The 23881-nt window shown below is 71.6% G+C and carries 23 protein-coding genes and 1 pseudogene; 11 read left to right on the top strand and 13 right to left on the bottom strand.

Annotated elements, in window-relative coordinates; genetic code table 11:
* Positions 1-8: 8 nt before the first annotated feature.
* The 4 genes from FFT10_RS15015 to FFT10_RS15000 form a co-directional block, all read right to left on the bottom strand.
* Positions 9-2030: a lytic transglycosylase domain-containing protein gene (locus tag FFT10_RS15015; protein WP_137733659.1), complete on the bottom strand. Its 2022-nt coding sequence runs from the start codon at positions 2028-2030 to the stop codon at positions 9-11.
* Between the two features lie 129 nt (positions 2031-2159).
* Positions 2160-3761 (bottom strand): benzoylformate decarboxylase, encoded by a 1602-nt coding sequence (gene mdlC / locus FFT10_RS15010; protein WP_137733658.1) that lies wholly within the window; start codon positions 3759-3761, stop codon positions 2160-2162.
* 419 nt (positions 3762-4180) lie between these two features.
* A complete protein-coding gene (locus FFT10_RS15005; RefSeq protein ID WP_137733657.1) occupies positions 4181-4876 on the bottom strand; it encodes a glutathione S-transferase family protein in 696 nt (231 codons plus the stop codon).
* Positions 4877-4951: 75 nt separating this feature from the next.
* Positions 4952-5941 carry a LysR family transcriptional regulator gene (locus tag FFT10_RS15000; RefSeq protein ID WP_137733656.1) on the bottom strand — a complete coding sequence of 330 codons (990 nt, stop codon included), beginning with the start codon at positions 5939-5941 and terminating at the stop codon, positions 4952-4954.
* 144 nt (positions 5942-6085) lie between these two features.
* Between FFT10_RS15000 and FFT10_RS28850 the strand changes: the two are divergent.
* Positions 6086-6265: pseudogene (locus tag FFT10_RS28850) on the top strand (DUF2917 domain-containing protein); the annotation flags it as partial.
* A 92-nt stretch (positions 6266-6357) separates the two neighbouring features.
* Here the strand turns inward: FFT10_RS28850 and FFT10_RS14990 are convergent.
* A complete protein-coding gene (locus FFT10_RS14990; protein ID WP_137733655.1) occupies positions 6358-6810 on the bottom strand; it encodes a TfoX/Sxy family protein in 453 nt (150 codons plus the stop codon).
* A 71-nt stretch (positions 6811-6881) separates the two neighbouring features.
* Between FFT10_RS14990 and FFT10_RS14985 the strand changes: the two genes are divergently transcribed.
* Positions 6882-7478 carry a 5-formyltetrahydrofolate cyclo-ligase gene (locus tag FFT10_RS14985; RefSeq protein ID WP_137733654.1) on the top strand — a complete coding sequence of 199 codons (597 nt, stop codon included), beginning with the start codon at positions 6882-6884 and terminating at the stop codon, positions 7476-7478.
* A 75-nt stretch (positions 7479-7553) separates the two neighbouring features.
* Here FFT10_RS14985 and FFT10_RS14980 read toward each other — a convergent pair whose 3' ends face one another.
* On the bottom strand, positions 7554-8177 hold the full coding sequence (locus FFT10_RS14980) for an OmpW/AlkL family protein (RefSeq protein ID WP_137733653.1): 624 nt from the start codon (positions 8175-8177) through the stop codon (positions 7554-7556).
* Positions 8178-8478: 301 nt separating this feature from the next.
* On the opposite strand from FFT10_RS14980, the gene FFT10_RS14975 reads away from it, so the two are divergent.
* The 4 genes from FFT10_RS14975 to FFT10_RS14960 are packed head-to-tail and all read left to right on the top strand — an operon-like array spanning position 8479 to position 13730.
* Positions 8479-10113 carry a carboxyl transferase domain-containing protein gene (locus FFT10_RS14975; RefSeq protein ID WP_137733652.1) on the top strand — a complete coding sequence of 545 codons (1635 nt, stop codon included), beginning with the start codon at positions 8479-8481 and terminating at the stop codon, positions 10111-10113.
* An 11-nt stretch (positions 10114-10124) separates the two neighbouring features.
* Positions 10125-11087 carry a GNAT family N-acetyltransferase gene (locus FFT10_RS28030; RefSeq protein WP_137733651.1) on the top strand — a complete coding sequence of 321 codons (963 nt, stop codon included), beginning with the start codon at positions 10125-10127 and terminating at the stop codon, positions 11085-11087.
* Positions 11084-11707, top strand: a complete 624-nt coding sequence (locus FFT10_RS14965; RefSeq protein ID WP_174246109.1) for a DUF4126 domain-containing protein — start codon at positions 11084-11086, stop codon at positions 11705-11707. The genes FFT10_RS28030 and FFT10_RS14965 overlap by 4 nt, the downstream gene beginning before the upstream one ends.
* 13 nt (positions 11708-11720) lie before the next feature.
* Positions 11721-13730, top strand: a complete 2010-nt coding sequence (locus FFT10_RS14960; protein ID WP_137733650.1) for an acetyl/propionyl/methylcrotonyl-CoA carboxylase subunit alpha — start codon at positions 11721-11723, stop codon at positions 13728-13730.
* A gap of 11 nt (positions 13731-13741) precedes the next feature.
* On the opposite strand, the gene FFT10_RS14955 is transcribed toward FFT10_RS14960, so the two are convergent.
* A complete protein-coding gene (locus tag FFT10_RS14955) occupies positions 13742-14134 on the bottom strand; it encodes a hypothetical protein (RefSeq protein ID WP_137733649.1) in 393 nt (130 codons plus the stop codon).
* 141 nt (positions 14135-14275) lie between these two features.
* On the opposite strand from FFT10_RS14955, the gene FFT10_RS14950 reads away from it, so the two are divergent.
* From FFT10_RS14950 to FFT10_RS14930, 5 genes are all read left to right on the top strand, one after another.
* Entirely contained in the window at positions 14276-15202 is a 927-nt protein-coding gene (locus tag FFT10_RS14950; RefSeq protein ID WP_137733648.1) for a hydroxymethylglutaryl-CoA lyase, read from the top strand.
* Positions 15199-15693 (top strand): YbaK/EbsC family protein, encoded by a 495-nt coding sequence (locus tag FFT10_RS14945; protein ID WP_137733647.1) that lies wholly within the window; start codon positions 15199-15201, stop codon positions 15691-15693. Before FFT10_RS14950 ends, FFT10_RS14945 begins: the two co-directional genes overlap by 4 nt.
* Positions 15693-15938, top strand: a complete 246-nt coding sequence (locus FFT10_RS14940; protein ID WP_137733646.1) for a DUF1289 domain-containing protein — start codon at positions 15693-15695, stop codon at positions 15936-15938. Before FFT10_RS14945 ends, FFT10_RS14940 begins: the two co-directional genes overlap by 1 nt.
* The gene (locus tag FFT10_RS14935) at positions 15935-16582 is read left to right on the top strand and encodes a 2-hydroxychromene-2-carboxylate isomerase (RefSeq protein ID WP_137733645.1); all 648 of its coding nucleotides are present in this window, start codon (positions 15935-15937) and stop codon (positions 16580-16582) included. Before FFT10_RS14940 ends, FFT10_RS14935 begins: the two co-directional genes overlap by 4 nt.
* Before the next feature lie 70 nt (positions 16583-16652).
* Positions 16653-17096 (top strand): universal stress protein, encoded by a 444-nt coding sequence (locus FFT10_RS14930; protein WP_137733644.1) that lies wholly within the window; start codon positions 16653-16655, stop codon positions 17094-17096.
* Between the two features lie 9 nt (positions 17097-17105).
* On the opposite strand, the gene FFT10_RS14925 is transcribed toward FFT10_RS14930, so the two are convergent.
* The 6 genes from FFT10_RS14925 to FFT10_RS14900 are packed head-to-tail and all read right to left on the bottom strand — an operon-like array spanning position 17106 to position 23880.
* Entirely contained in the window at positions 17106-18299 is a 1194-nt protein-coding gene (locus tag FFT10_RS14925; RefSeq protein ID WP_137733643.1) for an amidase, read from the bottom strand.
* Between the two features lie 47 nt (positions 18300-18346).
* Positions 18347-19357, bottom strand: coding sequence for an ABC transporter ATP-binding protein (locus FFT10_RS14920; protein WP_228027123.1), 1011 nt, complete (start codon positions 19355-19357; stop codon positions 18347-18349).
* 4 nt (positions 19358-19361) lie between these two features.
* The gene (locus FFT10_RS14915) at positions 19362-20372 is read right to left on the bottom strand and encodes an ABC transporter ATP-binding protein (protein WP_137733642.1); all 1011 of its coding nucleotides are present in this window, start codon (positions 20370-20372) and stop codon (positions 19362-19364) included.
* The gene (locus FFT10_RS14910; protein WP_137733641.1) at positions 20369-21265 is read right to left on the bottom strand and encodes an ABC transporter permease; all 897 of its coding nucleotides are present in this window, start codon (positions 21263-21265) and stop codon (positions 20369-20371) included. Before FFT10_RS14910 ends, FFT10_RS14915 begins: the two co-directional genes overlap by 4 nt.
* 5 nt (positions 21266-21270) lie before the next feature.
* Positions 21271-22221, bottom strand: a complete 951-nt coding sequence (locus FFT10_RS14905) for an ABC transporter permease (RefSeq protein ID WP_137733640.1) — start codon at positions 22219-22221, stop codon at positions 21271-21273.
* An 18-nt stretch (positions 22222-22239) separates the two neighbouring features.
* Complete coding sequence (locus FFT10_RS14900; protein WP_373282533.1) at positions 22240-23880, bottom strand: ABC transporter substrate-binding protein; 1641 nt, start codon at positions 23878-23880, stop codon at positions 22240-22242.
* Position 23881: the final 1 nt, after the last annotated feature.

The following is a 23881-nucleotide window of genomic DNA, read 5'->3' as shown; positions in this document are numbered from 1 at the left end:
CCTGGCGGTCAGGGCAGTTCGGTGTTGGGTGCGGGGGCGGCGCCGTCGCGCGGGCCGATGCCGGGGCCCAGGCGCGGGCGCAGCGCGGGCGCCTGGCGGGGGTCGAGCAGGGCGGCGTAGACGGCGGCGTTGGACAGCACCTTCTTCACATAGTCGCGCGTCTCGTTGAACGGGATGTTCTCGGCCCAGATCGCGGTTTCCAGCGTCGGCCCTTCACGCCAGCGGCGCGGCCGGCCCGGGCCGGCGTTGTAGGCCGCCGCGGCCATGGCCTGCGAACCGCCCAGATCGTCCAGCACCATGCGCAGGTAGGCCGTGCCCAGCCGCAGGTTGGTGAGCGGGTCGTTGATCAGCGCCGGGTTGTCCCAGGGCAGGTTGATCTTCTTGGCCACATAGCGGGCGGTGGCCGGCATCACCTGCATCAGGCCGCTGGCGCCGACGCTGGATTTCAGCTGCGGCATGAAGCGCGTCTCCTGCCGGATCAGGCCGAACACCAGGGCCGGCTCCAGGCCCTGGGCGCGGGCGGCGGCGGTGATCTCGTCGGCAAACGGCATCGGATAGCGCAGGCGCAGGTCGACTTCGTTGCGGGTGCGCTCGGCGGTGTTGATGCACAGCTGCCAGTCCTGCCGCTCGCAGGCCAGGCGGGCGGCAGCCATCAGGGCGCGGTCGTCCATGCCACGCAGGCTGAAGTTCCACTCGCGCCGGGCCTCGTCGCGCAGGCCCAGGTTGATGAGCAGCAGCGCGCGTTGCAGGCCGGGGTGGCCGCTGGCGGCGGCCAGTTCGGCATCGCTCAGCGGCGCCGGCGCCGGCGGCAGGCCGGGCGTGCGGCCCAGGTCTTCGGTGGCCAGCTTGGCGTAGAAGTTGGTGGTGCCGGCCACGGCTTCCAGCTGCAGCCGGGCCTCGGCACGCTGGGCATCGCCGGCGGGGCCGGCCTTGGCGCTGCCCAGGGTGGCGCGGGCTTTCCAGTAGGCCCAGGCCGGGTCGCGCAGTTCGGCCGGGCCCATCCAGCCGATCAGCCGGGCCACGGCTGGCCAGCGCTGGGCCGGCGGCGCACCGCGCAGCAGGGCACGCACGCCCCAGGCCAGGGTGTCGTCGCTCCAGCCGGGATCGGCGTCGTCTGGCAGCAGGCTCAGCGCGCGTTGCACCTGGCCGGCGGCATCGGTCGACAGCTGGAAGGCCGACTGCCGCGCCAGGTACGCCCAGGCCCAGGCGGCATGCGCATCGTCGAGCCGCAGGCTGCGCGATTCCAGCCGGGCGGCGGCGGCGCCCGCGTCGGTCTGCGCCAGGCGCATCAAGGCCAGCAGGCGCAGCTCTTGCGCCGTGCGGCCAGCGGCCACCGGCCGGGCCAGGTGGCGGCCGGGGTTGTCGACCGCCTCGGCGGCGTCGCGCGCCTGTGCATTGCCCAGCAGGCCCACGGCGGCCTTGGCGGCGCCGGGGCGCTGCTGCTCCAGGCTGAGCCGGGCCTTGCGCCAGACGTCGTCGGCCGGCAGCTTCTTCCCATCGACCAGCGCGGTGGCCAGCAGGTTGCAGCCGTCGTCGACCTCGCGCTGGGCGAACCACAGCGTGCGCGCCTGCTCGGCCACGTCGCGTCCGGCCAGGTGCTCGGTGAACAGCCACCAGCAGGTGACCTCGCGGTCGTCGTTCATCCGGAAGCGGGGGTAGTCGCGCGCCAGGTTGGCCCAGTCGCGCCGCTTGCCCAGCTCGCGCAGCCAGTCGTTGCGCAGCCGGTCCTCGACATAGCTGCCGGGGAAGCGGGCGTAGAAGCCTTCCACCTCGTCGACGGTGGCCTCGCCCAGCCGGCTGAACAGATCCCAGTAGGCCACCCAGGGCAGCAGCGGGTGGTTGCCGGCCTCGGCGGCGGCGCGGGCCGCGGCCAGGCGGGTGCGGTCACGCTTGCGGGCGGCCTCGCGGGCGTCGACCACCGTGCTGTCCGGCATGCTGGCCTGGGCCGCGGCGGGCACGGCGGCAGTGGCCAGGCAGGCGGCGGCCAGCGTGGCCAGCAGCAGGCGACCGGGCGAGGGGAGACGGCGCATCGGAGGGATCTTCACAAACGGGAACGGGTGCCGGCATGCGGACCGCGGGCACCCAGGGAAAACCACTGTAACGCAGGGCCTGTGCGGGCGGCCTGAGCGCGGGCAATCGCGGTGGCGCTGTGAGGCCGCTCAAGCCACCTCGATCTCCACCAGCACGGGCCCGGTCGACTGCAGTGCACTGGCCAGCACATCGGCCAGGCGGTCGGCCTGGCCCACGCGCACGCCGGGCATGCCATGGCCGGCGGCCAGGGCGACGAAGTCGAGGTCGGGCAGGGCGGTGCCGGCCACCTCGGCACCGGGCGGGTAGCCGAACACCGGCGCGAAGTCCTGCAGCGCCGCATAGCGCCGGTTGTTCAGGATCAGCACGGTGATCGGCAGCCGCAGCTGGGCCGCGCTCCACAGCGCCTGGATGGCGTACATCGCCGAGCCGTCGCCGATCAGCGCGATCACCCGCGCGCCCGGTTGGGCCAGGGCCACGCCCACGGCGGCGGGCAGGCTGTGGCCCAGGCCACCGCTGCACATGGTGTAGAAGGTCCCGCTGTGCAGCATCGGCAGGTGGGCCTGCATCGGCGCGCGGGCGCTGGGTGCTTCTTCCACCACGATGCTGTCGGGTGCACGCACTTCGGCCAGGGTCTGCAGCACCCAGGCCACCGGCAGGCGCTCGCCGGCCGGCGGCGGCGCCAGGCGGGCGCGCGGCGGGCGTGCCGCGGGCGGCTGGCGCGGTGCCGGGGCCGGCCGGGCCAGCAGGTCGGCCAGGCCCAGGCCGATGCTGCAGACGACCGACGTGCCCTGCGGTGTCCAGGCGGCGGTGGCCGGGTCGTCGATCAGCTGCGCCAGCGTGGCGCCGGGCGGCAGGTGCGGGCCGTTGCCCTCGACGTGGTAGGTGAAGGCCGGCGCGCCGATGGCCAGGATGGCATCGTGCCCGGCCAGCAGGGCGACGATGCGCTCGCGCATGGCCGGCAGGTGGCCGGCGAACAGCGGGTGGTCTTCCGGGAAGCCGCAGCGGCCGGACATCGGCGCGGCGAAGACGCGGGCCTGGTGGCGCTCGGCCAGGGCCAAGGCAGCGTCCCAGGCGCCGTCGCGGTCGACGGCGGCGCCGATGACGAAGGCCGGCCGGGCGCTGGCATCGAGAAGGTCACCCACGCTGGCCAGCAGCGCGGGGTCGGGCCGGAGGCGTTGGCTGACCTGGCGGACTGGCACCGGCTCGGTCAGCACGTTCCAGTCGTCGGCGGGGATCGACACCAGCACCGGCCCGCAGGGCGGCGACATGGCCACGTGGTAGGCCCGGGCGATGGCCAGCGGCACATCTTCGGCACGGGCAGGCTCGATGCTCCACTTGACGTACGGTTTCGGCAGCTCGGTGGCCTGGGCCGAGTGCAGGAAGGGGTCGAACGGCAGGATGGAGCGTGCCTGCTGGCCCGCGGTGACGACCAGCGGCGTGCGGTTCTTGAACGCGGTGAAGATGTTGCCCATCGCATGGCCCACGCCGGCGGCCGAGTGCAGATTGACGAAGGCGGCATTGCGGGTGGCCTGTGCATGGCCGTCGGCCATGCCCACCACCACCGCCTCCTGCAGGCCCAGCACGTAGCGGAAGTCGGGCGGGAAGTCGAGGAACAGCGGCAGCTCGGTCGACCCCGGATTGCCGAACACCGTGGTCATGCCGAACTGGCGCATCAGCCGGTGCACTGCCTCCCGGACGGAGATGCGTTCGGCAGCGTCGGCGGGGGGCATGCGGATCTCCAGGCGGCAGTTGGGGGTTGGCCGAAGTGTCGCCTGCCGCTGGTGGCCAAGCCATCCGGTGAAGTCTGATCGCGGCTGTGGGCTCTTGGCAGTCGTTTGATTTGAGCGATCGCGCCGGCTCGGGTGGGCCTGTTTTGCTCCATGTCCCCCGTCCTACACGCCGCAAGCGGCGAATAGGACTCCTCCTGACCTCCGCAAAACAGGCCCACCCGATCCGACGCTCGGCCACCACTGAGCCCTTCGCCGCACGCGGAGACGGAGGCTGGACGAGGACGGCGGGTACCTGGCCGACGGAAGTAGAGGCGGAGTCCTATTCGCCGCTTGCGGCGTGTAGGACGGGGGACATGGAGTCGGCCAGGTACCCGGCGGCCTCGGCCTCGCGCCAATCAAGGCATGTCCGCACAGAGCCCTCAACGCCCCTTCCGGTACGGCTCCTCGAAGTCCAGGAATTCCTGCTCGGCCAGGGCGTCGGTCACCCAGGCGGCGACACCGGGGCTGCTCCACACCCGTTGCATGTAGGCGGCCACCTCGGCGGGCACCGGCAGGGCATAGGTGCGCAGGCGGGCCACCACCGGGGCGTAGTAGGCATCGGCGATGCCGAAGCTGCCGAACAGGAATGGCCCGCCGCTGACGGCCAGCGCGGCCTGCCACATGCCGGTGATGCGGGCCAGATCGGCCGCCACCGCCGGCTGCTCGGCGAGCAGGCGGGCGCCGACCTCGGGCAGGCTGGCCTCGATGTTCATCGGGCAGGCGTTGCGCAGCGCGCCGAAGCCGCTGTGCATCTCGGCGCACAGGCTGCGGGCACGGGCGCGGGCGGCCTGGTCGCGTGGCCACAGCGCGTGCTCCGGGAAGTGCTCGGCGGCGTATTCGGCCAGGTACTCGGCGATCGCCAGCGTGTCCCAGACCACCAGGTCGCCGTGCACGAGCAGCGGCACCTTGCCCACCGGGCTGAGCTGGGTCACCGCCTGCTTGAACCGCGAGGTCGCGTCGAAGCTGTCGAATCGGTGCATCACCTCCTGGAACGGCAGCCCGAAGTGCTTCAGCAGCACCCAGGGCCGCATCGACCAGGATGAGTAGTTCTTGTTGCCGATGTGCAGGTGCAGCATGGGGACTCCTTGGCTGTGGTCAGTGGTGTGCGGATGCTAGGGCGGCTGCGCCTTGCCTGGCGTGCGGGTTTGGCATCACAGTGATGCGCCGAGCGCATCCGTGACGGCGCCAGGTTCGCCCAGTGCGCTGCGGGTGACGGCTGCTTCGCCCCGCACCCAGGTGATGAAGGCGCGCAGCTCCGGGCGCAGGCGGGCGCCGGGCAGCGGGATCAGCCAGTAGCTGAACGGTGCCGCCACCCGGCCGGTGGCACCGAAGGGTTCGACCAGCTCGCCCCGGGCGATCTGCTCATGCACCAGGGCCATGCGGGCCAGCGCCACGCCCTGGCCGGCCAGCGCGCCCTGCACCTGCTGGTGGGTGTAGTTCAGGTAGATCCAGCGCCGCGGTGTCAGGCCGGTCAGGCCCTGCAACGCCAGCCAGCGCAGCCAGCTCAGGTTGGCGGCGCTGGGATGGTGGTCGTCCTCTTCCAGCAGGGCGTGCCCGGCCAGGTCGGCCGCCGTGCGCAGTGGCGGCAGCTGGCCCTGCGCCGCCTGCTGCACCAGCCAGGGGCTGGCGGCCGGGGTCAGCAGCTCGCCGAACATCGGCTCGGCGTCGGGTGGCACCGCGTTGGCGTCGTCGTAGCGCAGCGCCACGTCCACCTCGGGGTCGTCCATGTCCACCCGCACATCGGTGGCCGAGATGCGGATGTCGATGTCCGGGTGCTGCTGCTGGAAGCCGGCCAGCCGTGGCAGCAGCCACAGCGTGGCGAAGCTGGCGAAGGTGCTGACGCTGACCGCCCGCCGGCCCTGGGCCACGCGGATCTGCCGCACGCTGCGGTCGATGCCGTCCAGCGCCGGCAGCACCGCCTGGCGCAGCAGGATGCCGGCGGCGGTGAGCTCCACCTTGCGGGTGCCGCGGTTGAACAGCGGCGCGCCCAGCTCGGTCTCCAGCGCCTTGATCTGCCGGCTGATGGCCGACTGGGTGAGGTGAAGTTCGTCGGCCGCGGCGCTGAACGACAGCCGCCGCGCCACCGCCTCGAAGGCCCGCAGGCCGTCCAGGGACAGCGGGCGGCGATTGGCTGGATTCATGCGCGATCCTCATCAATACGGGGAACTTTCGGCATTGGACCACGGGCCGTTCGGCGCCGAAGATATCCGTACCAACCCTGAGGCCCAGCCTCCTTCCACCGGAGAAACCCATGACCCGTCTGCCCCCCCGCCAGTGCCCTGCAAGTGCTGGGTGCAACCACCCGCCAGCTGCGCATCGACACCGTGCTGCCCGTCCAGGCCCGCCAGACCGGCTGGCTGCAGGTGGTGGCCGGCCGGGCCTGGATCACCCGCAGCGGCGATGCCGCCGACCATGTGCTCGCCGCCGGCGATGCGGTGGCCCTGGGCCGCGGCCAGCGGCTGGTGGTGGAGCCGTGGACGGCCGGCCAGGTGGTGCAGCTGCGCTGGCTGGCCGGTGCAGCGCTGCCGGTGGCAGCGGCCGCGGCGGTGTCGGCGGTTCAGGTGCCGGTCTTGCGGCCTTTGCCCGCGGGGGCGCGGCCGGCCGGTGCGGGCCTGGTCTGGCGCACGCTGGCCTGGGCCTTGCGCGGCGCGGCGGGGCGCTTGGCCGCGGCCGCGCGCAGCGCCGAATCCAGGGCCAGCGCGGCCCAGGGGCGCATCTGCGCGGGCGATTCCATCGCCGCCTCGGGCGCGCTCCAGTAGGCCATCACCGTGCGCTGCCCATGGCGGGTGGCATAGGTGAACGGCTGGCTGCCGGCAGCCTGGAAGGCCGGTTGGGCGGTGGCGTCGGCCTTCAGATAGAGCACGTCGTTGGCGATCAGCGCGACGAAGTGCTCGCCGATGTACAGGCCGGCGCCGCCGAACATGCGCCGTGCGCGGGCCGGGCCCAGCGCCGACAGCAGCTCCAGCGCATGCAGCTGCAGTTCACTGGGTGCGGCAGATCTGGCAACCATGCCGCACAGTCTAGGTCGGGTGTGTGATCCGGCCCACCGCGACGCGGGTGGCTGGCCGACAATGCCGGCGCATGACCTCCACCTACCGCTTCAGCTTCGAACCCTCGCGCGACAAGAAGGTGCTGCGCCGGCAGTTGCAGGCCGAACGGCAGGCGATGGTCGACCGGCACCAGCGCTCGGTGCATCTGCAGGAGGTGCTGCGGGTCTTCCTGCTGACACGCAGCGAGAGTTCGATCGGCGCCTACTGGCCGATCAAGGGCGAGTTCGACGCGCTGCCGGCGCTGTACCGCTGGACCGAGGGCGAAGACTTCCGCAACATCGGCCTGCCGGTGATCGACCGCGACACCAAGCAACTGCGATTCCATGTCTGGTACCCGGGTTGCCCGATGGAGGAGGATGCCTACGGCATCCCCAAGCCCAAGGGCACGCAGGAGTTCGAGCCTGAAATGTTGCTGGTGCCCTGCGTGGGCTTCGGCCCCGGCGGCTTCCGCCTGGGCTACGGCGGCGGCTTCTACGACCGCACGCTGGCGGCGCTGACACCGCGGCCCTACACCGTGGGCGTGGGCTATGCGCATGGCCTGGTGCCCTGGCTGGAACCCGAGCCGCACGATGTGCCGCTGGACGCCATCCTCACCGAGGACGGGGTGGTGTGGCCGCCCCCCCCGTAGCGCCTTCGGCGCTCCCCCCAGGGGGCGCCGCCAGCGGCCCGGCAGAGCCGGTTCCGCGGCGGCCGCTGGGTTCGATCAGAACCTGCGTCCGACGCCCACGCCGATCAGCAGCGGGTCGACCTTGAACTTGCCCACGCTGCTGCCGTCGGCCAGCACCTTGGTGCCGATCTGCACCTTCTTGATGTCGGCGTTCAGCAGCCAGCCGCCGCCCAGCGGCACGTCCACGCCGGCTTGCAGCGCCAGGCCCACGCTGCTGCGCTTGAGGTTGACCGACGCGCCCAGCGCACGGCTGGCCGCATCCAGGTGCACCGCCGAGATGTTGGTGTAGTTCAGGCCCGCGCCCACATAGGGCCGGAAGCCGGCGAAGCCGGTGGCGTGGTACTGCAGCGTCAGCGTCGGCGGCAGGTGCTTGAAGGTGCCGGCATCGGCACCCAGCACGCTGGAATGCACCGTCTGCTTCTGCGGATAGGTCAGGATCAGCTCGGCCGCCAGGTTGGGGCTGAAGAAGTAGCTGATGTCGACTTCCGGGATCCACTTGTTGTTGATCGACAGGCCCAGGCCGGTGCTGTCCTTGTCGGCCGAATCCAGGTGCACCGCGCGGGCGCGCACGATCCAGTTGCCGGTGTCCTGGGCGGCGGCGGGCAGGGTGGCGCCCAGCGCGGCAACGGCGGCCAGGGTGATGAGGGTGGTCTTGTTCATGGTCTTCTCCGTGGTCAGTGAAATGCACCGGCGCGCCGCGTTGTGGGCCCGCCGTGGTGGCATTGCATGCCGTCGGCCACCGCCGCCGCTTGGCGCCGATCAAGCAATGCACGGGAAAACCCGCAGTCGTCAGCCAGCTTGATGCACCGCAAGCCGGGTCGACGCGCTGGCACCACAGGCACCAGGCGACCGACCTCAATTGACGTTGACGTAAACGTCAATTGATAATCCGCGGCGCCCCGCGCCTGCGGTTTAAGCTGCCGGCTCGCACCCATAAGATCCAGACCCTGGCGGAGACCGCATGGCCCAGCTGCAGAGCAAGCTCAACCCCCGTTCCGAGGCCTTCCGCGCCCATGCCGCCGCCATGCAGGCGCTGGTGGACGACCTCAATGCGCGGCTGGCGAAGATCGCCGAGGGCGGCGGCGCCGATGCCCGGGCCAAGCACCTGGCCCGCGGCAAACTGCTGCCGCGCGAGCGGGTGGAGCGCCTGCTCGACCCCGACACCCCGTTCCTCGAAATCGCCCCGCTGGCCGCGCTGGGCCTGTACCCCGAGAAGGACCGCAGCGGCAACACCGTGGATGCCGCACCCTGCGCCGGCATGATCGCCGGCATCGGACGGGTGTCTGGGGTGGACTGCCTGATCGTCTGCAACGACGCCACCGTCAAGGGCGGCACCTACTACCCGCTGACGGTGAAGAAGCACCTGCGTGCGCAGGAGATCGCGGCGCAGAACCACCTGCCCTGCATCTACCTGGTGGATTCCGGCGGCGCCAACCTGCCCAACCAGGACGAGGTCTTCCCCGACCGCGACCACTTCGGCCGCATCTTCTTCAACCAGGCCAACATGAGTGGCCAGGGCATCCCGCAGATCGCGGTGGTGATGGGCAGCTGCACCGCCGGCGGCGCCTATGTGCCGGCGATGAGCGACGAGACCATCATCGTGCGCAACCAGGGCACCATCTTCCTGGGCGGCCCGCCGTTGGTGAAGGCGGCCACCGGCGAGGTGGTCAGCGCCGAAGACCTGGGCGGCGGCGATGTGCACACCCGCCTGAGTGGCGTGGCCGACCACCTGGCCGAGAACGACCTGCATGCGCTGGCGCTGGCCCGCCAGGCGGTGGGCCGGCTCAACCGCCGCAAGCCCCAGCCGCTGCTGCTGCAGCCGCCGCGCCCACCCAAGTACCCGGCGGCCGAACTGCACGGCGTGATCCCCACCGACACCCGCAAGCCCTTCGACGTGCGCGAGGTCATCGCCCGCGTGGTGGACGACAGCGCCTTCGACGAATTCAAGGCCCGCTACGGCAGCACCCTGGTCTGCGGCTTCGCCCACATCGAGGGCATGCCGGTGGGCATCGTCGCCAACAACGGCATCCTGTTCGCCGAAAGCGCCAACAAGGGCGCGCACTTCATCGAGCTGTGCTGCCAGCGCAAGATCCCGCTGGTGTTCCTGCAGAACATCACCGGCTTCATGGTCGGCCGCAAGTACGAGAACGAGGGCATCGCCCGCGCCGGTGCCAAGATGGTGACGGCCGTGGCCTGCGCCCAGGTGCCCAAGTTCACCGTGATCATCGGCGGCAGTTTCGGCGCCGGCAACTACGGCATGTGCGGCCGCGCCTACAGCCCGCGCTTCCTGTGGATGTGGCCGAACGCGCGCATCAGCGTGATGGGCGGCGAACAGGCCGCCAGCGTGCTGGCCACCGTCAAGCGCGACGGCATCGAAGGCCGCGGCGGCCAGTGGAGCGCCGAGGAGGAAGCCGCCTTCCGGGCGCCGATCCTGAAGCAATATGACGAGCAGGGCCACCCGTACTTCGCCAGCGCCCGGCTGTGGGACGACGGCGTGATCGACCCCGCCGACACCCGCCGCGTGCTAGCCCTGGGCCTGTCCGCCAGCCTGAATGCGCCGATCCCGGAGACCCGGTTCGGCGTGTTCCGGATGTGAGCGCGCGGGCCATGGCAGCCGACTGGACCCTCCGCCCCTGGCAGGCCGGTGATGACCTTGCCGCGCTGACCGCGCTGCTGCACCGCGCCTATGCGCCGCTGGCTGCGGCCGGCATGAACTTCACCGCCGCCACCCAGACGGCCGCCATGACCGCCCAGCGCCTGCAGGGCGCCCACAGCTGGGTGGCGGTGCGCGCCGATGGCACGCTGCTGGGCACCATCACCGCGGCCGGGCCCTTTGACCCCAACACCCAGGGTTGGGCCCATGCGCTGCCCTGGTTCTACCGGCAGGATGTGGCGCACTTCCACCAGTACGCGGTCGATCCCGCCTGCCAGGGCCAGGGCATCGGCGCGGCGCTGCTGCAGGCCGCCGAAGCCTGGGCCCGCGGCGCCGGGCACCGCGCCATGCTGCTGGACACCGCCATGCCTGCCACCGCCTTGCGCCAGCGCTATGCCCGCGCCGGTTATGCCGACATCGCCAGCGTGCAGTGGCAGGGCAAGGCCTACCGCAGCGTGGTGATGGTCAAGCCGCTGGCCACGCCGGCGCCCACCGAGACCGAGCCCGCCCACCACGCCGCCACCGTGCGGGCGCTGTGGGCCAGCTTCCAGGCGCGCGACTGGACGGCGGCGCGGGCTTTCCTGGCCGACGACGCCACGCTGTTCTGGCGCGCCAGCGGCGAGCATCTGCTGGATGCCGACGCCATCATCCGCGTGCAGGTGATCTATCCCGAGGGTTGGACGCTGCGCGTGGTCGAGGTGACGCCGATGGCGGATGTCGATGGGCGGGGCGGCCGCGTGCATTCGCTGGTGGAGGTGCGCCACGGCGGCACCTGCTTCCTGGCGCACACCCTGTGGCGCTTCCGCGGCGCGCTGGTGGCGCACGCCGACGAGACCTGGGCCACCTGGGAGGCCCCGCCGGCCTGGCGCACCGCCGAGGCCATCGGCGCCTACCGGCGCGATGCGGGCCAGCCATGAGCATCGACACCCTGGACACCACCCATTTGCTGGCCCTGGCCGCGGCGCTGGGCTGGGCCAGCGGCCTGCGGCTGTATGCGGTGGTGTTCTTCACCGGCCTGGCGGGCGCCATGGGCTGGGTGCCGCTGCCGGCTGGTCTGCAGCTGCTGCAGCACCCGCTGGTGCTGGGTGCCGCCGGGTTGATGCTGGCGGTGGAGTTCTTCGCCGACAAGGTGCCGGGGCTGGATTCACTGTGGGACGGGCTGCACACGCTGCTGCGCATCCCCGCCGGCGCGGCGCTGGCCGGCGCGGTGTTCGGTGGCGACCAGGCCGCCTGGGCCACCGCCGCGGCCTTGCTGGGCGGCACGCTGGCGGCCACCAGCCACGTGGCCAAGGCCACCACCCGGGCGGCGGTCAACACCTCGCCCGAGCCGTTCTCCAACATCGCGCTGTCGCTGGCCGGCGATGCGCTGGTGCCCGCCATGCTGTGGCTGGCGGTGGCGCATCCGGTGTGGTTCGGCCTGGCGCTGGTGGTGCTGGTCGTGGCCAGCGTGGTGCTCACGCTGGTGTTGTTCAAGTTCCTGCGATTACTGGTGCGCAAGCTGCGCGGCCGGCTGGGCGGCGCGCCCGTGGCCGTTTGATGGAGACAAGCCCATGTTCAAGAAGATCCTGATCGCCAACCGGGGCGAGATCGCCTGCCGCGTGGCCGCCACCTGCCGCCGGCTGGGCATCCGCACCGTGGCGGTGTATTCGGCCGCCGATGCCAAGGCCCGCCATGTGATGGCCTGCGACGAGGCGGTGGCCATCGGCGGCGCCTCGCCGAAGGACAGCTACCTGCGTGCCGACCGCATCCTGGCCGCGGCCCAGGCCACCGGCGCCCAGGCGGTGCACCCGGGCTACGGCTTCCTGTCGGAGAACGCCGAATTTGCCGAGGCCTGCGCCGCGGCGGGCATCGCCTTCATCGGCCCGCCGGCCAGCGCCATCGCGGCCATGGGCAGCAAGTCGGCCGCCAAGGCGCTGATGGAGGCTGCCGGCGTGCCGCTGGTGCCCGGCTACCACGGCGACGACAACACACCCGAGCTGCTGGCCCGCGAGGCCGCGCGCATCGGCTACCCGGTGCTGATCAAGGCCAGCGCCGGCGGCGGTGGCAAGGGCATGCGCCGGGTCGACAGGCCGGAAGACTTTGCCGCCGCGCTGGCCAGCTGCCAGCGCGAGGCCAAGAACAGCTTCGGCAACGACCATGTGCTGGTCGAGCGTTACGTGCTGCGGCCGCGCCACATCGAAATCCAGGTGTTCGGCGACAGCCAGGGCCAGGTGATCCACCTGTTCGAGCGGGATTGCTCGGTGCAGCGCCGCCATCAGAAGGTGCTGGAGGAAGCCCCCGCGCCCGGCATGAGCGCCGCGCGCCGCGCCGAGATGGGCGCCGCCGCGGTGGCCGCCGCCCAGGCGGTGGGTTATGTGGGCGCCGGCACGGTGGAGTTCATCGCCGAGGAGGTGGACGACGGTGACCTGCGCTTCTATTTCATGGAGATGAACACCCGGCTGCAGGTGGAGCACCCGGTCACCGAGGCCATCACCGGGCTCGACCTGGTGGAGTGGCAGCTGCGCGTGGCCGCCGGCCAGCCGCTGCCCCTGCGGCAGCACCAGCTGCAGATCACCGGCCATGCCATCGAGGCACGCATCTGCGCCGAGCAGCCCGACAACAACTTCCTGCCTGCCACCGGCCGTCTGGACGTGCTGCGCTGGCCGCCGCATGTGCAGTTCGAACGCGGCGCGGTGCGGGTGGATGCCGGCGTGGGCGAGGGCGACGCGATCACGCCGTACTACGACTCGATGGTGGCCAAGCTGATCGTGCACGGCGACACCCGCGCCCAGGCGCTGGCCCGGCTGGACGCTGCGCTGGCGGCCACCCACATCGTCGGCCTGCACACCAATGTGGCCTTCCTGCGCCGGGTGGTGGCCAGCCAGAGCTTCGCCACCGCCGACCTGGACACCGCGCTGATCGAGCGTGAGGCTGCTGTGCTGCTCAAGCAGCCGCCACTGGCGCTGGAGATCGCCGCCGCCGGCGTGGTGGCCCATGCCCTGGCCGAGGAAGTCGCCGCCGAGGGCGACGACCCCTGGAGCCGGCGCGACGGCTGGCGCCTGCACGGCGGCGCGCGCCGGCACTTCGACATCCAGCATGCCGGTGCGCTGCATGCCGTGGCACTGGCCCGGCCACATGGCGCGGCGGCGGACAACCGCCTCGAGCTGCAGATCGCCGACCAGCGCTGGCCGCTGCAGGCCACCGCCCTGGGCGGCGGCCGGCATGACGTGACCCTGGCCGACCGCCGCCTGCACCTGACGGTGTATGCCCATGGCGAGCGGGTCGCCGTGTTCGCGCCCGCGCACAGCGCGGTGCTGCAGCAGATCGACGCCATCGCCCATGCCGGCGAGGGCGCGGCCGAAGGCGGCCAGCTCACTGCGCCGATGCCGGGCAAGGTGATCGCCTTCCTCGCCAAGGCCGGGGACACGGTGACCCGTGGCCAGGCGCTGGCGGTGATGGAGGCGATGAAGATGGAGCACACCCTGCATGCCCCGCGTGACGGCGTGGTGGCCGAGCTGCTGTACGCGGTGGGCGACCAGGTGGGCGAGGGTGGCGAGCTGCTGCGCCTGGCCCCGGCGTGACGCGACTGGCCCTAGGTGATGTCGCGCCAGCGCGGCAGCCAGCTGCGGCGCGGCGTGTCCAGCGGCACGGGCTCGCTGTCGGTGGCGCGGCGGCTCCCGCTGGCGCCGGGCAGCGGCGGTGGCTGGGTGACGCCGAAGCCGGAGGTGTCGCGCCCCCAGTCGTTGGGCTGTGGCGTGTGGCCGGGCTCGGCCGGCTCGCCGGCTTTCGGGCGCGAGGCCTCGCGGAACAGCTGCGCCAGCGGCACCAGCTCGCCGCCGGGCACGGCATCGCAGACCAGCAGCACGTCGCGGGCGTATCGCGGGTCGGCCAGCAGGCGTTCCACCTCGATGGCGTGGTCGATCTCGCGCAGCAGCAGCAGGTGGATCCGCTGCGCCAGCTGCAGGCGGCTCAGGGAGGTTCCCAAGACAGAGGCTCCGGACGGGGCCGGGCGCAGATGCACCACGGCAGAGCGCCATTGTGCGCCCGGTGGGGTCGCTGTCATCCCCCAAGCCCAGCATGTCACGGTATCCCGACACGATAATCCGCACACTTCGAAGGCAACGCCATGATTCCTGACCGTGTCACCCTGGTGGAAGTGGGCCCGCGCGACGGCCTGCAGAACGAAAAGCAGCCGGTGGACACCGCCGTGAAGATCGATCTGGTGCACCGCCTGCAGGCCGCCGGCCTGCGCGAGATCGAGGTCACCAGCTACGTCAGCCCCAAGTGGGTGCCGCAGATGGCCGACAACGCTCAGGTCATGGCCGGCGTCTACCGCAAGGCCGGCAACCGCTACAGCGTGCTGGTGCCCAACATGCTGGGCCTGCAGGCCGCGCTGGCTGGCGGCGACGCCACCCGGCCCGACGAGGTGGTGGTGTTCGGCGCCGCCAGCCAGGCCTTCAGCCGCCGCAACATCAACTGCAGCATCGAGGAGAGCATCGAGCGCTTTGCCCCGGTGGTGGCCGCTGCGCGCGAGGCCGGGCTGAAGGTGCGCTCGGCCATCAGCTGCGCGCTGGGCTGCCCCTACCAGGGCGAGGTGACGCCCGACGAGGTCGAGCACCTGGTCAAGCTGTTCAAGCAGATCGGCGTGCACCACTGCGGCGTGGCCGACACCATCGGCGTGGGCACGCCGCGCAAGGTGCAGGCGGTGATGGAGCGGGCGCTGAAGCACTACCCGGTACAAGAGGTGAGCGGGCACTTCCACGACACCTACGGCCAGGCGCTGGCCAACATCTACGCCTGCCTGGAGCTGGGCATCCACACCTTCGACACCAGCGTGGCCGGCCTGGGCGGCTGCCCCTATGCCAAGGGCGCCACCGGCAATGTGGCCACCGAAGATGTGGTGTTCATGCTGCAAGGCATGGGCATTGACACCGGCATCGACCTGGACGCACTGGTGGACGCCGGTGGCTTCATCAGCGGTGTGCTGGGCCGGCCGCCGGTCTCGCGCGCCGGCAAGGCGCTGCTGACCAAGCGCGCGCAGGTGGCGGCATGACGACGGCCGCCGACGACCGGCCGGAGGGCTTCCGCCGCGTGGCTGCCGCGCTGGCGGCGCAGGCCCACCCGCACGCGCCGGTGTGGCTGGACGTGCCGGCCCGCACCTGCGCCGAGGCTGCCGCCGCGCTGGGCGTGGACACTGGCCAGATCGCCAAGAGCGTGATCTTCCGCCGCCGTGCCGACGGCGTGGCGGTGCTGGTGGTGGCCTCGGGCGACCGCCGGGTGGACGAGGCCAAGGTGGCGCAGCAGGTGGGCCCGGTGGGCCGCGCCGATGCCGCCTTCGTCAAGCAGCAGACCGGGTTCTCGATCGGCGGCGTGTCGCCGGTGGCCCACGCCAACCCGCCGGTGGTGCTGGTCGACCAGGACCTGTTCCGCTTTCCCGAGATCTGGGCCGCGGCGGGCCACCCCAACGGCGTGTTCTGCCTGCGCCCCGACGACCTGCTGCGCCTGACCGGCGCACCGGCGGCCGACGTGGTGGAGGCCGCCTGATGGCCGACACCGCACCGCCCGCCGTGGCCAGCCCCTGCATCAACATCTGCCGCATGCATGCACCCACCGGCTGGTGCGAGGGCTGCCTGCGCACCATCGAGGAGATCGCCACCTGGGGCCGGCTCGACAGCGCAGCCCGGCTGGCGGTGCTCGACCGCCTGCCGCCCCGGCAGGAAGCCTGGCGCCTGCTGCAGGACAGCGGCACCGCGCCACGCCGACCAGCCCCCCGAGGAGGCCGCGCATGAAAGTGGTGGATTTCTGGTTCGATGCCCTGTCACCCTATGCCTGGCTGGCCTTCGACCGCCTGCCGCAGGCGCTGGAGGGGCTGAACGTGGTGGTGAATTACCAGCCGGTGCTGCTGGCCGGCCTGCTGGCGCACTGGGGCCAGAAGGGCCCGGCCGAAATCACGCCCAAGCGCGCCTGGACCTACCGCCAGGTGCTGTGGCAGGCCCACCAGCAGGGCACGCCGCTGCAGCTGCCCAAGCCGCATCCGTTCAACCCGCTGGCGCTGCAGCGGCTGGCGGTGGCGGCCGCGCCGGCCGGCGGCACGCCCAGCCGGCGCACGGTGGAGCTGCTGTTCCGCCATGTGTGGTGCCGCGACGGCGCCGACCCGAACGAGCCGGCGGCGCTGGCGGCGCTGCATGCGGCCGTGGCGCCGCAGCGCGATCCGGCCGGCGATGCCGTCAAGGCCGAACTGCGCGCGCGCACCGAAGCGGCCGTGGCGCTGGGCCTGTTCGGTGTGCCCACCCTGGTGGCCGACGGCCGCCATTTCTTCGGCCTGGATGCGCTGCCGATGCTGCGGGCCGCGCTGGCCGGCGATGCCTGGTTCGACGGGCCGGGCTGGGACGATGGCGGCAACCAGCCGCCGGGGCTGCAGCGGCGGGCTTGACCGGCGTCAACCAGCGCGGGCTGGCAGGTGCCTAGAGTGCAGGCATCCCACACCACGCCAAGGACCCGCCATGTACCGCAACCTGTTCGTTCCCGTCGATGGCAGCGCGTTGAGCGAACGCGCCATGGTCGCCAGCATCGACCTGGCCAAGCAGCTGGGCGCCGCCATCACCGGCTTCGTCGTCGAGCCCGATGCGCCGCTGCCCACCGTGGGCACCCAGCTGCCGGCCTACGAGAAGCAGACCGAAAAGCACATCGAGCGCACCGACACCCATGCGCACAAGGTGCTGACCCATTTCCAGATCAAGGCGGCCGAGGCCGGCGTCGAATTCCACGGCCTGCACGCCCGCACCGACGGGGTGGACCGGGCCATCATCGAGCAGGCCGAGCAGTCGGGCTGCGACATGATCGTGATGGTGACCCACGGCCGCGGCACGCTGGGCGAGCTGGTCTTCGGCTCGCATACCAAGAACGTGCTGGCGCGCAGCAAGCTGCCCTTGCTCGTCCTGCACTGACCCCTGGCGTCAGGCGCCCAGGCCTGCCGCCGAGAGACGCTGGGCCAGGGCGATCAACGACAGATCGCTGCCGCGAGGGCCCAGCAGCGACAGGCCCATCGGTGCGCCGTTGCGCTTGAGCAGCGGCAGGCTGAGCTGCGGCGTGCGCGACAGGCCGGCGATGCACAGCATGCGGATGGCGCTGTTGCGGTAGTCCTCCAGCGCGCTGTCCAGCGCGGCGCGCAGCGGCGCCACGTCGGGCATGGTGGGCATCAGCAGCACGCCGTCGCTGCCCAGCAGGTCGTCGATCTGCTGCGCATAGGCCGCGCGGAAGGCGCTGGCCGCGGCCACCTGCGCATCGGTGACCTGCTTGCTCCAGGCGAAGCGCTCGGCCACGCCCGGGCCCAGCGGCGGCGCAAAGCGCTCGATCAACGGGCCGTCGGTCATCCAGCTCTCGCGCCCCTGCAGGTGGCGGAAGTGCCAGTACATCGCCTCGAAGCTGTCGCGCACCACCGTCACGGGCGCGGCCGTGCCCAGCACCGCCTGCACCTGCTCGGCCACCGGCTGGGCATCGGCCAGCACGTCGGGTGCCAGCAGGGCCCACACCTCGGTGGGCCACAGCAGGCGCGGCGTGGCGGGCAGGGCCACCGGGTCGGCGTCCATCAGCACGCCGGCCACGCGGGCAAAGCTGTGGGCGTCGCGGGTGAAGAAGCCGCAGGTGTCGAAGCCGGGCGCCAGGTCCAGCACGCCGGCCAGCGGGATGCGGCCATGGGTGGGCCGCAGGCCGTACAGCCCGCAGTGGTTGGCGGGGGCGCGCACGCTGCCGCCGGTGTCGGTGCCCAGCGCGAAGTCGCACAGCCCGCTGCTGACGGCCGAGGCCGAGCCCGACGATGAGCCGCCGCTGATGCGGTCAGGCGCCGCACCGTTGATCGGCGCGCCGAAGTGGGCGTTGTTGCCGTTCATCGAGAAGGCGAACTCGTCGGTGACGGTCTTGCCGACCATCGCCGCGCCGGCATCGAGCAGCCGCTGCACCGTGGGCGCGGTGGTGGTCTTGATGCCCGACATCGCCAGCAGGAAGGGGCTGCCGCCGCCGGTGGGATAGCCCGCCACGTCGAACAGGTCCTTCACGCCGAAGCGCAGGCCCGACAGCGGGCCGGTGGCCGCATGCGGCACCGGCACATCCGGGTAGGGGACGAAGGCGTGGGCAGGGTCGTGCAGCGGCATGGTGTCTCCGTGTGGTGGTGGGGCCGCCGCGGTGGGCGGCGCCGGGCTCAGACCGGCGATGCGAGCGCCGCGGTGGCGTCGGTGCGCAGGCAGCGGGCCAGGTGGCCGGGCGCCAGCACCACAGCATCGGGCTGGGTGCCGCGGCAGGCATCCTGCGCCATCGGGCAGCGGTCGGCAAAGGCGCAGCCGGCCGGCAGGTTGGCCAGGTCGGGCGGGCTGCCGCCGATGGTGGCCAGGCGGCCGCCCTTGTCCATGGCGCCATGGGCGCGGCTCTGCAGCAGGGCACGGGTGTAGGGGTGGCGCGGTGTGCGGATCAGCTGGCGCGCCGTGCCTTCCTCGACGATGCGGCCGGCATACATCACCGCGATGCGGTCGGCCACCTCCACCGCGGCGCCGATGTCGTGGGTGACGAAGATGACCGACAGGCCCAGCTCGCGCTGCAGCTCGCGCAGCAGCAGCAGCACCTGGATCTGCACCGTGGCATCGAGCGCGGTGGTCGGCTCGTCGGCCAGCAGCACCTGCGGCTTGCAGGCCAGGGCCAGCGCGATCATCGCCCGCTGGCGCATGCCGCCGCTCATCTCGTGCGGATAGGCGGCCAGCCGGCGCTCGGGGCTGGGAATGCGCACCCGCTCGAACAGGGCCAGCGCGCGCTGGTGGGCCTCGGCGGCGCTGACCGGCTCATGCCGGCGGATGGACTCGACGATCTGCCGGCCGACGGTGTAGACCGGGTCGAGTGCCAGCAGCGGCTCCTGGAAGATCATCGAGGTGACCTTGCCGCGGTAGTCGGCCAGGGTGCGGCTGTCCATCGCCAGCACATCCCGGCCGTCCACCTGCACCTGGCCGGTGATCTGGCTGCGGCGCTCGTTGTGCAGGCGCAGCAGGGTGCGCAGGGTGACGCTCTTGCCCGAGCCGGATTCACCGATCAGCGCCACCACCTCGCCGCGCTGCACCGCCAGGCTGACGCCGTTGACCGCCTGCACCGGCTTCTTGCCACCGGTGAAGGTGACGCGCAGGTTGCGGATGTCGACCATCGGCGCTTGGGAGTCTGCTGCAGCCATGGCGTCAGGCGGCTTTCATCGCGGGGGCGGCCATCGGGTGGCCGCTGCCGGGCTCGTGCACCAGGCAGGCCACGGCATGGGCGGCATCGGCCACCACCGGCTGCGGCACACGCTGGCTGCACACCGGCGAGGCCAGCGCACAGCGCGGGTGGAAGCGGCAGCCGCTGGGCGGGTTGATCGGGTTGGGCGGATCGCCGGCCAGCGGCGCCTCCTGCGTGCGGTGGTCGGGGTCGATGGCCGGCATCGAGCTGAGCAGGGCCTTGGTGTAGGGGTGCAGCGGCTGGTTGAACAGCGCCTCGCTGGGGCCCAGCTCGGCCACCTGGCCAAGGTACATCACCATCACCCGGTCCGAGAGGTAGCGCACCACCTGCAGGTCATGGCTGATGAAGACATAGGTCAGACCGAAATCCTGCTTCAGGTCCATCAGCAGGTTCAGCACCTGGGCCTCGACGCTCTTGTCCAGCGCCGACACCGCCTCGTCCAGGATCACCAGCCGCGGCTGCAGCGCCAGGGCCCGGGCGATGTTGATGCGCTGGCGCTGGCCGCCCGACAGCTCATGCGGGTAGCGCGCAGCGAAGCGTGCCGGCGCCAGGCCCACGCGGTTGAGCAAGTCGTGCGCGCGGGAGAGCGCCTCGCGCCGGGGCACGCCATGCACCATCGGCCCGAAGGCGATGGAATCCTCGATGGTCAGCCGCGGGTTCAGGCTGGCATAGCTGTCCTGGAAGACCATCTGCACCTGGCGGTGGAACTCCTTCAGGCTCAGGTCGCGCCCGCCGACGGTGCGGCCGTCGAACACCACCTCGCCGGCGGTGGGGGTGATCAGCTGCATCAGCAGCCGGGCGGTGGTGCTCTTGCCGCAGCCGGATTCACCGACCACGCCCAGCGTCTCGCCCTTGAGCACGCTGAAGTCGACACCGTCGACCGCGCGCACCACGCCGGCACCCTTGCCGAAGAAGCCGCCCTTCAGCGCGAAGTGCTTGGTCAGGCCGCGGATGGTGAGCAGCGGGGTCGTCATGACTTGTTGTCCATGGCGCTGCGCAGGCCGTCGGAGAGCAGGTTGAAGGCGATCGAGGTGATGAAGATCATCAGGCCCGGCAGGGCCGCCACCCAGGGTTGCACATAGATGGCGGTACGCAGGGTGTTGAGCATCAGGCCCCACTCGGGCTCGGGCGGCTTGACGCCCAGGCCCAGGAAGCTCAGGCCCGAGGCCAGGATCAGGCTCACCGCGATCAGGCTGGTGGCGTAGACGAAGATCGGCCCCAGCACATTGCCCAGCACATGCACCCGCACGATGGTGAAGGCATTGGCGCCGGAGGCGCGCGCGGCCTCGACGTAATCCCGACCCTTGGCCTGGGCGGTGACCGCCTCGGCCACCCGGGCGATCTGCGGCACGAAGACGATGGTCAGCGACAGCAGCGAATTGAAGATGCCCGCGCCCAGTGCACCGGAGAGCGCAATCGCCAGCAGCACCGACGGGAAGGCGTAGAACACGTCGATGGTGCGCATGATCGCGGTGTTGACCCAACCACCTGCGTAGCCGGCCAGGATGCCGATGGCCGAGCCGATGACGAAGGCGAACAGCACCGGCGTCAGGCCCATGAAGAGGCTGAGCCGCGCGCCGACGATCAGGCGGCTGAGCATGTCGCGGCCGAGCTCGTCGGTGCCCAGCGGGTAGCCGTCGGTGCCGATGGGCTTGAGCCGGCTGAGCATCGACGACTGGTACGGGTCGGCCGGCGCCAGCCAGGGGCCGAACACCGCCAAGCCCAGCAGCAGCAGCACGACGAAGCCGGCGCTCATGGCCACCTTGTCGGCCAGCAGGCGGGTGCCCACGCTCTGCCAGTAGCCGGGCGAGCGCTGGGCGGCAACCAGTTCGGCCGGCGCGGCGGGGGATGCAGTGAGGCTGGACATGGGGTTCAGGCCCGGGCGATGCGCGGGTCGAGCAGGGTCTGCAGCACGTCCACCAGCAGGTTCAGGACCACGAAGAACATGGCCAGCACGAGGATGGTGCCCTGCAGCAGCGGCAGGTCACGCTGGAAGATGGCGGAATTGAGCAGGAAGCCGGTGCCCGGCCAGGCGAACACCGTCTCGATCAGGATCGAGCCGCCGAGCAGGTAGCCCAGCTGCAGGCCCATCACCGCCAGCGCGGTGGGGGCGGCGTTCTTCACCACATGGGCGAAGATGCCCAGGTGGGTGAGGCCCTTGGCACGCAGGCCGACGATGAACTCCTGCGCCAGGATCTCGGCCACCAGCGCGCGCACCGTGCGGGCGATGATGCCCATCGGGATCACGCTCATCGTGATGGCCGGCAGCAGCATGTACTGCAGGTGGTTCCAGTCCCAGGCCCAGTCCTTGTCGCCGGGGCCGCCGCCAGTGGCCGGCAGCCAGCCCAGGATGGCCGAGAAGATGATGACCATCACCATGCCCAGCCAGTAGTGCGGCACGCTGACGCCCAGCACCGCCAGCGTGCTGGCCAGGCGGTCGGGCCAGGCGCGCTGGAAGTAGCCGCCGACGAAGCCGAACAGGCTGCCCAGGACGAAGCCGATGAAGGTGGCCAGCACCGCCAGGCGGAGGGTGTGCCCCACAGCGGTCAGCACCTCGGTGGTGACCGGCCGGCCGCTGGCGATGCTGGTGCCCAGGTCGCCCTGCAGCGCCCGCCACACCCACACCGCGAACTGCTCGGGGTAGCTGCGGTCGAAGCCGTAGAGCGTGCGCATCTGCGCGGCCAGATCGGCCGACGCATCGGGCGGCAGGATGGACACCAGCGGATCACCCGGCGCCAGGTGCACCAGGGCAAAGCACACCAGGGCCACGCCCGCCATGATGGGCAGGGCGTAGCCGATGCGGCGCAGCAGGTAGGCGAACATCGGCTCGGTCGTGCCTCGTCAGTCCACCGTCACGGGGGCCAGGTCGATGAACCAGCTGCGCGGCTGCACCACGCCCTTGACCTTGGCGGCGATGGCACGCGGGCCGACGTCATGGGCGATCCAGACGAACGGCGCCTCTTCCACGATGCGGGCATGCAGCTTGGACAGCGCCACGTCGCGCGCCTTGTCGTCGAAGCTGGTGCGCGCGTCGGCGATCAGCTTGTCGAACTCGGCGTTGCCGAAGTAGCCCCAGTTGTTGCTGACCGGCGGGAAGGTCTTGGTGCTGGTGAAGCGCACCATCGCGAAGAACGGGTCCATCGCCGCGTAGCTGACGTTGATGGCGTTGGCGCCGTTGGCCGACGGGTCCTTCGCGCCCTTGCGCCAGTTGGTGAACAGGGTGTTCCACTCGATCACGTCGAACTGCACATCGAAGCCGCATTGCTTCAGGCTCTGCTGCACAAATTCATTCATCGGCAGCGGCTGCATCTGGCCCGAGCCGCTGGCGCTGATCTGCACCTTCACCTTGAGCGGCTTGGCGGTGGTGTGGCCGGCTTCCTCCATCAGCTTCTTGCCGGCGGCCACGTCGTACTTGATGTCGAACTTCGGGTTGCCCCACCACGGGTGACCCGGGGGCACCGTGCCCTTGGGGATGCCCATCATGCCGCCCAGCAGCTTCAACAGGCCGGTGCGGTCCACGCACAGGTTGGCGGCCTGGCGGACCCGCTTGTCGAGCCAGGGCGAGCCTTCGGCGAACGACAGCTGCCACGGCCACACATGCGGCTGCTGGTTGAAGTAGATCTTGTGGCCGCGGCCCTGGATGGCAGCCATGGCGTCGGGCGACGGGGCCTCGATCCAGTCGACCTGGCCGCTCATGATGGCGGCGGTGCGGGCATTGGCCTCGGGCATGGGCAGCAGCACCACGCGGTCGACCTTGGGCGTGCGCTTCGGGTCCCAGTAGGTCTTGTTGGGCACCAGCTCCAGGCGCTCACGCGCCACGAAGCGGGCCATCTTGAACGGGCCCGAGCCGCTGGCATCGGCAGCGAAGGCCGTCCAGGCGGCCTTGGCCTTGTCGGCCGGCGTGGCGCCGGCGGCGGCGTCGAACTTCTTCTGCCAGTGGGCCGGGCTGGCCATGAACAGGTTGGTCAGGTTCAGCGGCAGGAAGGCGTCGGGTTCGCTGGTGGTCAGCTCGACCGTCAGGTCGTCGATCTTGCGGGCGCTGCGCAGCGTGGGCATGCGGCTGGCCGTGACGCCGACCTGGCTGGCATCGAAATGGGGCGCGTCCTTGTCGAGCACCTTGCGCACGTTCCAGACCACCGAGTCGGCGTTCAGGTCAGAGCCGTCATGGAACTTCACGCCCGGCCGGAGCTTGAAGACCCATTTCGTCTTGTCCTTGGCATCGACGGCCCAGCTGGTGGCCAGGCCGGGGATCAGCACGCTGGGGGCATCGGCCTTGCTCAGGTCCCAGTGCGTCAGCGCGTCGTACATCGGGATGCCGGTGAAGCGGTTGCCCTCGAAGCCCTGGTCGGGCTGGCCCAGGGTGCGCGGGATGTCGGCGGCCGTCATCGCGATGCGCAGCACCTTTTCTTGGGCCAGCGCGGCCGGGGCGGACAGGAGGGCCGCCAGGCCCAGGGCGGCGCAGGGCAACAGGCGGGGCAACATC

It is taken from the genome of Pseudaquabacterium pictum (genome assembly GCF_005403045.1).
Lineage (GTDB): Bacteria > Pseudomonadota > Gammaproteobacteria > Burkholderiales > Burkholderiaceae_C > Pseudaquabacterium > Pseudaquabacterium pictum.
This window is presented reverse-complemented; position numbering and strand designations above follow the sequence as displayed.